General features: G+C 75.0%; 10 protein-coding genes and 1 pseudogene. 1 reads left to right on the forward strand and 10 read right to left on the reverse strand.

What is annotated here, in order from left to right:
* Positions 1-8: 8 nt before the first annotated feature.
* The 4 genes from ABYE80_RS01825 to ABYE80_RS01840 are packed head-to-tail and all read right to left on the reverse strand — an operon-like array spanning position 9 to position 3,962.
* Entirely contained in the window at positions 9-1,682 is a 1,674-nt protein-coding gene (locus ABYE80_RS01825) for a peptidoglycan D,D-transpeptidase FtsI family protein (RefSeq protein WP_372788215.1), read from the reverse strand.
* Between the two features lie 5 nt (positions 1,683-1,687).
* Positions 1,688-2,539, reverse strand: a complete 852-nt coding sequence (locus ABYE80_RS01830; RefSeq protein WP_372788216.1) for a hypothetical protein — start codon at positions 2,537-2,539, stop codon at positions 1,688-1,690.
* Positions 2,536-3,504: a 16S rRNA (cytosine(1402)-N(4))-methyltransferase RsmH gene (rsmH, locus tag ABYE80_RS01835; protein ID WP_372788218.1), complete on the reverse strand. Its 969-nt coding sequence runs from the start codon at positions 3,502-3,504 to the stop codon at positions 2,536-2,538. Before rsmH ends, ABYE80_RS01830 begins: the two co-directional genes overlap by 4 nt.
* Positions 3,501-3,962, reverse strand: coding sequence for a division/cell wall cluster transcriptional repressor MraZ (locus ABYE80_RS01840; protein WP_372788219.1), 462 nt, complete (start codon positions 3,960-3,962; stop codon positions 3,501-3,503). The genes rsmH and ABYE80_RS01840 overlap by 4 nt, the downstream gene beginning before the upstream one ends.
* Before the next feature lie 377 nt (positions 3,963-4,339).
* Between ABYE80_RS01840 and ABYE80_RS01845 the strand changes: the two genes are divergently transcribed.
* The gene (locus ABYE80_RS01845; RefSeq protein ID WP_372788220.1) at positions 4,340-5,899 is read left to right on the forward strand and encodes a DUF3352 domain-containing protein; all 1,560 of its coding nucleotides are present in this window, start codon (positions 4,340-4,342) and stop codon (positions 5,897-5,899) included.
* A 40-nt stretch (positions 5,900-5,939) separates the two neighbouring features.
* Here ABYE80_RS01845 and ABYE80_RS01850 read toward each other — a convergent pair whose 3' ends face one another.
* From ABYE80_RS01850 to ABYE80_RS01875, 6 genes and pseudogenes are all read right to left on the reverse strand, one after another.
* Positions 5,940-6,824, reverse strand: a complete 885-nt coding sequence (locus ABYE80_RS01850; protein ID WP_372788221.1) for a type II secretion system F family protein — start codon at positions 6,822-6,824, stop codon at positions 5,940-5,942.
* Positions 6,821-7,678, reverse strand: coding sequence for a type II secretion system F family protein (locus ABYE80_RS01855; RefSeq protein WP_372788222.1), 858 nt, complete (start codon positions 7,676-7,678; stop codon positions 6,821-6,823). The genes ABYE80_RS01850 and ABYE80_RS01855 overlap by 4 nt, the downstream gene beginning before the upstream one ends.
* On the reverse strand, positions 7,675-8,865 hold the full coding sequence (locus ABYE80_RS01860) for a CpaF family protein (RefSeq protein WP_372788223.1): 1,191 nt from the start codon (positions 8,863-8,865) through the stop codon (positions 7,675-7,677). Before ABYE80_RS01860 ends, ABYE80_RS01855 begins: the two co-directional genes overlap by 4 nt.
* A gap of 7 nt (positions 8,866-8,872) precedes the next feature.
* On the reverse strand, positions 8,873-10,027 hold the full coding sequence (locus ABYE80_RS01865; RefSeq protein WP_372788224.1) for an MFS transporter: 1,155 nt from the start codon (positions 10,025-10,027) through the stop codon (positions 8,873-8,875).
* Between the two features lie 65 nt (positions 10,028-10,092).
* Positions 10,093-10,755, reverse strand: coding sequence for a Flp pilus assembly protein CpaB (gene cpaB / locus ABYE80_RS01870; RefSeq protein ID WP_372788225.1), 663 nt, complete (start codon positions 10,753-10,755; stop codon positions 10,093-10,095).
* Positions 10,752-11,004 (reverse strand): annotated as a pseudogene (locus ABYE80_RS01875) (PAS domain-containing sensor histidine kinase); the annotation flags it as partial. The pseudogene ABYE80_RS01875 and the gene cpaB, both read right to left, overlap by 4 nt.

Here is an 11,004-nt window from a genome sequence, read left to right on the forward strand (position 1 = left end):
GAAGTCTCTCAGGCCGGCGGGACGCGCAGGTAGCTCAGGCCGAACTCGGTGATCTTGCCGAACGCCGGCGCGGCGACAGCGCCGCCGTAGATCGCGCCCTTCGGCTCGTCGACCATGACCGACACGAGCAGCCGCGGCTTGTCGGCGGGCGCGAACCCGACGAACGACGCGACGTAGTTGGCCTTCGAGTACTCGCCGGTCCGCGCGTCCACCTTGTTCGCGGTGCCCGTCTTGCCGGCGAGCTTGTAGCCGCGGATGGCGACCTCCGCCGCGGTGCCACCCGAGGCGAACACGCCCTCCAGCATCCCGCGGACGTGGGCTGCGGTCTCCCGGGACAGGATGCGCCGGCCGCGCGGACGTGGAGCGGGCTCGCCGTCGACCCGGCGCACGACCCGCGGTGCCCGCAGGATCCCGCCGTTGGCGATCGCCGCGTAGGCGGTCAGCATCTGCATCGGCGTGACGGCGAGGCCCTGACCGATCGGAAGGTTGCCCATCGAGGAGCCCGAGTAGTCCTCCACCTTGGGCACGATCCCCTGCTCCTCGCCGGGGAGGTCCACGCCGGTCGGCGTCGAGAAGCCGAAGCGCCGCACCCAGCGGTCGAACCCGACCTTCCCGAGGCGCTGCCCGATCATGATCGCGCCGACGTTGCTGGACTGCGCCAGGATGCCTGCGGTGGTCAGCGTGACGGGTCCGCGCGGATGCGACTCGCCGATGGTCCGGTCCGCGACGACGATCTGCGGCGGCAGGTTGAACGACGTGTCGGGCGCCACCTTGCCGTCCTCGAGGGCGCCGGCGACGGTGAAGGCCTTGAACGTCGACCCGGGCTCGTACGTCAGGCCGACCGCGCGGTTCTGCAGTGCGTCGGCGGGGGCGGCGCCCGGATCGTTGGCGTTGACGCGCGGCCAGTTCGCCATGGCGAGGATCTCGTTGGTGCGCGGATCCATGACGATCGCGGTCGCGCTCTTGGGGCTGTAGGTCTTTCCGACGCCCGCGAGGACGCTCTCCACCTTGTCCTGGATCGCGGCATCGAGCGTCAGCTCCAGGCGTGCCCCCGGCTGCGCCTTGCGGAGGTCGTGCACCTGCAGGGGCTCGCCGAGGGCGTCGCGCACCGTGCGCCGCTGACCGTCGGAGCCGTGCAACTGACGCTCGCGCAGGTATTCGACGCCCGCCAGTCCCTTCCCCTCGGTGCCGACCGTGCCCAGCACCTGGGTCGCGAGCCAGTCGCGCGGGTACACGCGCCGGGTGCCGGGGGTCAGGTCGATGCCCTCGATGAGCCGCTCGTCGGTCAGGCGCTCGATCTTCTGCGCCTGCTCGGCCCGGACGCGGCGCGCCAGGTAGACGAAGCCGGTGTCGCGCCGCGCGAGCTTCGTCGTCAGCTCGGCCGCGGGGACGCCGAGGATCGGCGCAAGGCGCGCGGCGGTCCTGACCGGGTCCTTGACGAGGTAGGGCGTCGCGCTGACGTCATCCGCCGGTTCGCTGACCGCCAGCTCGACGCCCTGACGGTCCACGATGGTCCCGCGACGTGCCGGCACCTCGGTGGTGACCACCTGCTGGGTGGCCGCCGCGGCCGCCAGGCGGTCCCCGGAGACCGCTCCGAGCCACAGCGCCCGGAGGAAGGCGAACGACAGGAGGACGAGGAAGGCGGCGAAGAGGAGGGAGATGCGGCGATCGACGATGCCCACGGCCGTTACCCGGCGTTCGGGGCCGCGGTCGCTCCGCCGGTGGGACTGGGCGGCGTGCCTGCGGACGGCGCGGGCGAGGCCTGCGTCTGCCCGGTGGTCTCCTGACGCGGCGCCTGCGACGGCGTCTGCGTCTGCGCGGGCGCGGGCGCGGGCGCGGCGGCCGCTGGGGCCTGTGCGGTCTGGGCCGGCGAGGTCGACTGCGCGGGCGCGGCGGCCTGCGGGGTCGGCGCCGTGGGCTGCGGGGCGGGCGCCGTGGACTGCGGGGCCGGCGCGGTCGCGGACCCGACCGGCCCGGGCTGGGCCTGCGGGGTGCCCTGGAGGGGCTGCTGCACGACGGGAGCCGGGGCGGTGACGCCCTTCGCGGCCCGGACGGCGTCGCCGCGTCCGTCGACCTCGAGGTAGCGCCGGTCGCCGGGGCTGGGCATCACGAGGCCGCCGACGAGCGCGGCGTCCTGGATGCGGCCTCCGTTGCTGAGCCGCGAGACCTCCGCGCGGAGCACCGAGTTCTGACGCTCGAGCGTCGAGGCGGTCTGCACCGCCCGACCGATGCCGGAGTTGAGCTTCAGCAGCGAGATCTGGAGGAACACGAGGCCGACGAGCGCGCTCGCGAGCAGCACGATCCACATGCGGCCGCGCAGGAGCCGGTCGAGGATCGACAGGTCGGCGACCGGACGGCGGGCCGTCTGCGGGACGGGCCCGCGGCGCACGCCGGGAACCGCCACGCGGGCGCCCGCGGTCGCCGGTCGTGCCGGCCCGGAGACGCGACGGGCGGGCGCCGGGACGGGACGCGGGCGAGGCCGGGCGGGGGCCCGCCGAGCGGGCGCGGTCCGGGCGGCGGCAGCGGCGGGCGGTGTCATGCGAGGGGTCCTTCCTGGAGCTTTCGGGCTGCACGCATGCGGGCCGAGGCCGCGCGGGGGTTGGCGTCGATCTCGCCGGCCGTCGGCACGGTGCCGCGGCCGAGGAGCTCCGCCTCCGGGGTGCGCCCGCAGGCACACACCGGGAAGTCCGGGGGGCAGATGCAGCCCTGGGCCAGATCCGCGAGGAACCGCTTCACGCGGCGGTCTTCGCCCGAGTGGAACGAAATCCCTGCAAAACGGCCTCCCACGCGCAGGATCTCCCACGCCACGGGCAGTGCCTCCTCGACCTGCCCGAACTCGTCGTTCACGGCGATCCTGATCGCCTGGAAGACCCGCTTGGCGGGGTGACCGGCGGCGAACCGCGCCGGCACCGGGACCGCGGCGGTGATGACGTCGACCAGCTCCGTGGTCGTGGTGATCGGGCGGGTGGCGCGCGCACGCACGATCGCCCGGGCGATCTGCGGCGCGAAGCGCTCGTCACCGTACTCCCGGAACAGGCGCTTGAGCCCGCGCTCGTCGTACTCCTGGACGATCGCCGCGGCGGTCAGCTCCTGCGTGGAGTCCATGCGCATGTCCAGCGGCGCGTCGTAGCTGTACGAGAAGCCGCGGTCGCGCGTGTCGATCTGCATCGAGCTCATGCCGAGGTCCAGGTACAGGACGTCGGCCAGGACCCCCTCCTCGCGCAGCTGCGCGAGACCGTCGGCGAAGCTCGCGCGGAGGAAGCGGGTACGGCACGGCAGCTCCGCCGCCAGGGCGTCGAACCGCGGCTGGGCCTCGGGGTCGCGGTCGATCGCGATCAGCTCCCCGTCGGGACCGAGGCGCTCTGCGACGAGTCGCGCGTGCCCGCCCGCCCCGAAGGTGCAGTCCACGGCCGTCTCCCCCGCGCGCGGGTCGAGCAGCTCGATGAGCTCTCCGGCGAGGACGGGGACGTGGTCGGGAGCCATGATGTCGAGGATCCTGGTCACGACTGGCCGAGGCCGGACAGGGACGGACCGCCGCCGCTCATGCGGGCGGTGATGGCGGCCACGGCGGCGGGCAGGCCTTCGTCGCGGGCGTCCCAGGTGCCGCGATCCCAGATCTGCAGGTGGTTGGTGCCGCCGACGATGACCACGTCCTTGGTGATGCCGCCGTACTGCATGAGCCGCGGCGCGAAGGCGATCCGGCCGGCGCTGTCGAGCTCCACGTCGTGCGCGCCGCCGTTGAGGTGCGAGTCCAGCGTGGCGTACTCGTCGCTGAGCGGATGGAAGTCGCGGAGCATCGTCGCGACGTAGTCCTCGAACTCCGACGGGATCCACAGCGAGACGTTGCGCTTGAGCCCTCGGGCGAGGACCGCGCCGTCCGTGAAATGGCTGCGGATCCTCGCCGGGACGGTGAGCCGGTTCTTCGCGTCGAGGGTGTAGTCGAAGGTTCCGCGGAAGACCATGAGCCGGCCCTGAGAAGGAGGTGCGAACCGGGGAGGAGGAGTGGGAGGAGCTCCTCCACCCCGGTTCGCTGGCCGCGAAGGTACCCCACTTCCCCCCACCCGTCAACACCAACTGCACAACTTCTCCCACAGGAGTCTGCGCAACGACGGCGACGGCGGCGAAACCCCAGTGTTCATGCGCTATTCGGCGGTGGGAGACCTTCGCGTGCAGGCGGTCTTGCATCACGCCGCCGGTAGTGCGTCCACCCCCGGCGGGGCCCTCGAGCACGCGATCCCGGCCCCGGGAGGTCCACAGGTGGGACATGGTGGGAGAGCGCGGATGGGGCGGGACGGGCAGCGCCACCTGTCGCACCTACGAACCCCCTAGGATGCGGCGTATGTCCTCCAGGCTCCTCTCCCGCCGCGCAGCCGCCGGCCTGGCCGTCGCGGTCACCACGCTCGCCGCCGGCTGCGGCGGCGAATCCGGCAACGCCGACGTCGACCCCGCATCGGTCCTTCCCGCCAACGCCCCCGTCTACGTCGAGGTCACGGTCCGGCCGGACGGGGACCTGAAGGCCAACGTCGAGGCGGCAGCGCGCAAGGTGCTGCGCACCGACGACCCCGGCGGCGCGATCATCAAGGCCTTCGACAAGGCCATCGCCGACGAGACGGACAAGAAGAACTTCAAGGACGACATCGACCCGTGGCTCGGGAACAAGATCGGCGTCGCCATCACCTCCCTGCGCAACGTGCAGGAGCCCGACTTCGCGCTCGCCATCGCGTCCAAGGACAACGACAAGGCGATCGAGTCCCTCGAGGACAAGAACACCAGCGAGGCCGAGTACGAGGGCGTCAAGTACCTGAAGCAGAAGTCCGACGGCACCGTGGCCGGACCGGTGGGCGACACGATCGTCATCGGGACCGAGGCCGCCTTCAAGTCCGCGGTGGACGCCGAGAAGGGCGACCGGCAACTCGACGACAGCAAGGGGCTGCAGGACGCGCGCAAGGGCATCAGCGAGGACGAGGCCCTCGGGTTCGTCTACGTCGATCTGGCGCAGGGCCTGGCCGCGCTCAGCGCCTCCCAGCCGCTGATCGCGTCACAGCTCGACCCGCTCAAGAAGCTCCTGGGCGGCGCCAGCACGCTCAGCGCGGCGATCGCGGTGGCCGACGACGCCATCCGCGTGGAGACCGCGCAGATCGGCGGCCCGGCCGGAGCGGTCACCGGCGACCCCGCCAAGACCCTCGCCAGCCTGCCCGCCGGCACCGTCCTCGGCCTCGGCCTCGGCGAGGTCGGGGCGGCCCTGAAGCAGGGGATCGATCAGATCGCCTCCGTCGGCCCCATCGCGGGACAGGACCCCCAGGCCCTGCTGTCGGGCCTCGAGACCCAGCTCGGCCTGTCGGTCGAGAAGGACCTCCTCTCGTGGATGGGTGAGGGCGCGGTCTTCGTGCGCGGCAAGTCGGTCGCCGACATCGGCGGCGGCCTGCTCGTGCGCTCCACCGACCCGGCGACGACGAAGAAGACGCTCGCCAAGCTCCCCGGCCTGCTGCGGCAGTTCGGCGCACCGGTCACCGCAAAGGCGCCCGACGGCGCCGAGGCCGGCTTCCGGGTCCCGCTCCAGTCGGGTGGCGGCATCGAGCTGCTCGTCGGACTCAGGGACGATCGCTTCGTCATCGGTGTGGGTCCCGGACTCGTCAAGCAGACGCTCGAGGCGTCGGCCGGCGGACGGCTCGGGGACGACGCAGCGTTCAAGGCCGCCGCCGCCAAGCTCGGCGACGGCATCCAGCCGTCGTTCTACCTCGACCTGCCCACCGTCGTGAACTTCCTCGCTCTCGCCGTCGGGTCCGACGCGGACTTCGCGAAGGCCAAGCCGTACCTCGACGCGTTCACGGCCGTCGTCGCGGGCGGCAAGCGGGACGGCGACACGAACCGCTTCCGGATCGTGCTCGGCCTGAAGTAGCACGGCGGCGTCCGGGTCGGCAGGTCCGCCGGCCCGGACATCAGCCGGTCAACGCGGCCATCAGGGCGGCGGCGACCAGCAGCAGGACCCCGGGCACCAGCAGCAGCGCGATCACCAGCTGGATCTTCGGCGCCGCCCGCGCCGCGTGATCGGCCAGGGCCCTCACGCGGTCGGCACGCGCGTCGGCGGCCAGGGCGACGAGCACCGGCGCGAGCGGGCTGCCGTGCCGGGCCGCGCGGTCCATCGCGGCGACGAGCGCCGTCACGACGGGCAGGTCGCACCGCGACACGAGGCCCGCGAGGGCCTGCTCCGACGGGACCCCCACCGCGATCTCCCGGCCCGCACGCCGCAGCTCCGCCGCCAGCAGCCCGGGATGCCGGCGACCGACGTCGTCCAGCGCCCGCGCGACGGGCATGTCGGCCGCGACCGCCACCCGCAGCAGGTCCAGGAGGTCGGCCGCCTCGACCGCCATGCGGCGCGCACGGGTACGCGCGCGGCGGCGCAGCCAGGCATCGGGCGCCAGGAAGGCCGCCGCCGCCACGGTGACGGCCAGCGTCACCCCTGACAGGCCGGGCAGCCCGAGCGCGAGCGGGGCCACCGTGACGAGCGCCACGAGCGCCGCACCGCCCTTCACCGCCATGACGTCGGCAGCGCGAAGCCGCGGGTCGAGCCCGGCCGCCGCGATCCGGCGCGACAGGTCCGAGGGCGCGGCCGGCACCCCGGCCCTCCGGCCGAGACCGACCAGCAGCGCCAGGACCCAGCCGCCACGGGTCCGTCGGACGCCGCGACGCCCGATCCCCGCTGAGGACCGCGCGGAGGGGCCCCCCTGCGGCCGCGGAGCCGACGCATGCACCCGGGCGATGTCGGCGAGCGCGAGGACCGCGCAGAACGCGCCGATCGCGGCGGCCGCAGCGGCGCTGCTCACGCCGCCACCCGGGCCAGGCGACGCATCACCGCCAGGGCGATCACGTCGAGGAGCAGCGATGCGAGGACCATCAGGCGCGGCAGCGGGGCGCCGAGCACCTGCGCCAGTGTGCCGGGCGCCATGAGCTGCGTCAGCACCACTGCGGCCCCCGGCAGCGCGAGGACGATGCCGGCGGTGAACCGGGCCTGCGCCGTGGCCGCGCGCGCGTCCGCGGTCGCCCGGCGCGTCTCCTCCAGCTCACCGGCCAGCTCCCGGAGCAGCGCGGCGAGATCTCCCCCGGCCTGGGCCTGGAGCAGCACCGCGGCGACGAGGACGTCGTAGGACGGGGCGCCGATCCGTCCCGCCCAGTCCCGCAGCGCGGTCTCGGTCGGCGCCCCGACCGTCAGCGCCGCGGCCACCCGGCGCAGCTCACGGTCCGCCGCCTCCCCCGCCCCTCCGCGGGCGGCGACGTCCGCGAACGCGCCGCGCACCGAACGACCGCCGGCGAGCGCGTCCGCCAGCGCCCTCGCCACCATCGGCGCGCCCTCGATCACCCGGTCGCGCCAGCGCGCGCGACGGAGCCGGAGGACGCGGTGCGCGCACGCCGGACCGGCCGTCGCGACGAGCACGCCGAGGACCGGTCCCCCCACGAGCCAGCCGCAGGCCCCTGCGGTCAGCGCGGCGACGACGGCGATGCGCCACCGCTCGCCGCGGTCGGACACCACGTCACCGCGGCCGGCGGCCCGCCACGGCGCACCCAGCCCGGCCACCAGGCGACCGCCCTCGCGCAGCCGCGGAGCGACCCGCAGCGCCTCGTGCGCCGCCGGCACTGCGCACACTCCAGCGAGACCGGCCAGCAGCACCGCCGCGCTCATCCCAGGACCGCGGCGATCCTCGGGTCCGCTGCGGGCTGCCGGCTCGTCCGGCCGTCCCGGTCCGTGACCAGTGCACGGGCCTGCATTCCGTCCGCCACGCGCTGCACCTCGCACACCGCGGTCACCCGACGTACCCCGTCGGGGCCGCGCTCCTGGTGCACCACCAGGTCGATCGCGGCCGCCACCTGCTCGCGCACGGCGACGTGCGGGAGCCCCAGGTCGGCCATGAGCGCCAGGACCTCGACGCGCCGCAGCGCCTCGCCGGGCGACGAGGCGTGGACCGTGCACAACGACCCGTCGTGCCCGCTCGCCATCGCCATCAGCATGTCGAGCGCCTCCGGCCCGCGCACCTCGCCGACGACGATGCGGTCCGGGCGCATCCGCAGCGCGTTGCGGACCAGGTGCCGGATCGTGACCTCGCCGGTGCCCTCGACGCTCGGCGGCCGCGCCTCGAGCCTGACCACGTGCGGTTGCTGGAGACGCAGCTCGGCGGTGTCCTCGATCGTCACGATCCGCTCCTGCGGCCCGACGAAGCCGGAGAGGGCGTTCAGCGTCGTGGTCTTGCCCGACCCCGTGCCGCCGCTGACGAGCACGTTCAGCCGTGCCTGGACAGCGGTCCGCAGCAGGTCGTGCACCGGCGCCGACCACGAGCCGCCGGCCACCAGCTGCTGGGCGTCGAGCGCGCGGCGGCGGAACCGGCGGATCGTCAGCGTCGGGCCGTCGACCGCCAGAGGCGGCAGCACGACGTTGACCCGGGCGCCGTCGGGCAGCCGCGCGTCGCACAGCGGCTGCGCCTCGTCGACCCGCCGCCCGACCGGCGCCAGGATGCGCTCGATCGCGTGGCGCAGCTCGGCCTCCGAGGAGAACCGCGCCGTGGTCGGCTCCAAGCGACCGCGACGCTCGACCCACACCGGGTCCGTGCCGCTGACCATGATCTCGTCGACCGTCGGATCGGCGAGCAGCGGCTCCAGCGGCCCCAGGCCGACGGAGCGGTCGACCACGCGACGGCACAGCTCCTGGCGGGTCCCCGGGTCCAGGACACCCGCCTCGCGCTCGACGAGCTCGCGCACCTGCTCGATCGCCGGGACGGCGTCCGAGCGCCGCGGATCCGCGGCGTCGCGCACCAGGTGCGCGCGCAGCGCTTCCGACAGCTCCTCCAGGGCCTCCTCGCGGGCACAGCGGTCCATGCCCCCATTAGGCTTCGGCGGGCGCTGTTCTCCCCCGGGCCAGCGGACGCGTGAGCATCAGCAGCGTCGCGCCGCACAGGGCCGCGGCGAGGCCCAACGGCACGGCGTCGCTCGTGACCTTGGCCAGCGCTCCCCCGGCCCCGCTGCCGCCCACCTGGCCGGCGGCCCAGGCAAGGTTGACCAGCGCGAACGCGAACCCCTGCTGCAGGCGGGCCTGGTCGGCAGCGTCCGCGAGCATGGCCATGGCCGGAGCCCAGAAGGCGCCGAGCGCCGCGCTCGCGGCGACGATGACCACCGCGAGCGGCAGGACCTGCGTCGGCACGACGACCAGACACAGGACCACAGCGGCCCCCGCCAGGCCTCCGCGGATCGGGACCATGCGGCCACGCCGGTCGCTGAGCCGGCCCACGACCGGGCTCACCACCGCCTCGACCGCCGCCGCGACCAGGAAGACCGCACCGACGACGGCGCCGCTGGCCCCGAACCCGTCCAGCCGCAGCGCCCCGAGCACGCCGACCATCCCGATGGAGAACGCCGGCAGCGCCACCAGCCACATCGCGATGGCGACCGGCGCCGACCGCATGGCGTCGAGCACCGTGCGCAGGGGCTGCGCCGGCCGGCGCCCGGTACCCGGGGTCCGCAGGGCCGCCACAGCCAGACCGCCCGCGAGCACCACCACGGAGGGGAAGACCAGGCGCGGGGAGGTGCTCTCCGCGATCGCGCCCACCACGGGGCCGAGGAGGGCTCCGCCGATGGCCGCACCCAGCGCGGTGCCGATGAGGGCTCCCCGGCGGTCGGGTGGAGCCGCCTCCATGAGCCACGCCAGTCCTCCTGCCCACGAGCAGGCCCCGCCGAGACCCTGCACGAACCGGGCGCCGTCGAGCAGGACCACGTCCTGGGCGAAGCCGAACGTCAGCGTCGAGACGATCAGCAGCATCAGCCCGATCAGCACCGTCGGCTTGGCCCCCAGCCGTGCCGCCAGCAGCCCCGACGGGAGCGCCCCGAGCAGGGTGCCCGCCGGGTAGGCGGCCGCCAGCAGCCCCGCCGAGGCCTTGCTCAGCCCGAGGTCCTCCGTGTAGGTAGGCAGCAGCGGCACGACGACCGCGTAGAACATCGTGTCGACGAGGACGATCAGGCTGACGAGGGTGACGAGACGGCGCACGGCCCGGGGACGGTAGCGCCGCGCACCGTCCGGCGCACGAGCGGCCGCGGCGACCCCGACGAGGGTCAGCCGCCGCGACCGCGGTCCCCGGTGGCACGCGCCAGCACCCGCACCTCCCGTGCGTACTGCTCGGCCGCGGCGAGCTCGATCGCCTGGCGCAGGGTCACCCTCAGCGACACCGCCACGCGGTCCGCCGTCTGCTCACCGTCTGCGGACGGGGCGGCGGCCGCCGCGAGCACCTCGGCGTCCTGCAGCGCGAGCTCCGTGCGACCGTCGCCCCCGGACGGCCCGTCACGCGTCACGAGCACGTCGACCCGCGAGCCGGCACGGACGAGGTCGGGGGACCCCCGCGCCACGAGTTCGGCCACCCGCTCCCCCGGGCGCACCGGCGGGCCCGTGCCCGGGCGCGACGTCCCGCCCGCGTCGAGAAGCGCCGGGACGAGGTCCGTCCCTGCCGCCAACGGCACCGCCGCGCGGAGCCCGATCACCGCAGCCGGTCGCGAGAACGCCCCGGAGGGCGCGTAGCGGGCCGGCACACGGCGGAGCGCCAGCCCACGCGCCGTGATCGGGTCCCCCTGGGCGAGATCGGTCCGCAGGACGACGATGTCGACGACCGGGGCGAGCCGCGCGTTCAGAGCGGCCTCGCGGCGCGCCACGTCGGAGGCGGCGAGGCTCCCGAGCAGGAGGGCCAGCCCGGCGAGCAGCGCCGCGCGGCGGCGCCGGGTCATGGGGCCGGGCGAGCGGGCACCGCGGCGGCCGGGAGCACGATGGCCAGGCGGCAGCCGTCGGCGTCCGGGTCGGCGAGCAGCGATCCGCCGAGACCGCGCGCGACCCCGTCGACGATCGACAGCCCGCGACCACGCGCGCCCCGGCCGCGCCGCCTTCCTGCGATGAGCCGGCGCAACGGCTGCGACGGGCCGCTGCCCTCGTCGCAGACCTCGACGCGCACGCGGTCCCCGTCGTGCGCCGCAACGACC

The sequence above is a fragment of the Paraconexibacter sp. genome (genome assembly GCF_041602235.1).
Taxonomy (GTDB): Bacteria; Actinomycetota; Thermoleophilia; order Solirubrobacterales; family Solirubrobacteraceae; genus Paraconexibacter.

What these genes read in the sequence shown, in the direction of transcription:
- ABYE80_RS01830 (WP_372788216.1), bottom strand. Translation starts at nt 2,539, where the DNA reads ATGACACCGCCCGCCGCTGCCGCCGCCCGGACCGCGCCCGCTCGGCGG.
- ABYE80_RS01840 (WP_372788219.1), bottom strand. Translation starts at nt 3,962, where the DNA reads ATGGTCTTCCGCGGAACCTTCGACTACACCCTCGACGCGAAGAACCGG.
- ABYE80_RS01845 (WP_372788220.1), top strand. Translation starts at nt 4,340, where the DNA reads ATGTCCTCCAGGCTCCTCTCCCGCCGCGCAGCCGCCGGCCTGGCCGTC.
- ABYE80_RS01855 (WP_372788222.1), bottom strand. Translation starts at nt 7,678, where the DNA reads ATGAGCGCGGCGGTGCTGCTGGCCGGTCTCGCTGGAGTGTGCGCAGTG.
- ABYE80_RS01860 (WP_372788223.1), bottom strand. Translation starts at nt 8,865, where the DNA reads ATGGACCGCTGTGCCCGCGAGGAGGCCCTGGAGGAGCTGTCGGAAGCG.
- cpaB (WP_372788225.1), bottom strand. Translation starts at nt 10,755, where the DNA reads ATGACCCGGCGCCGCCGCGCGGCGCTGCTCGCCGGGCTGGCCCTCCTG.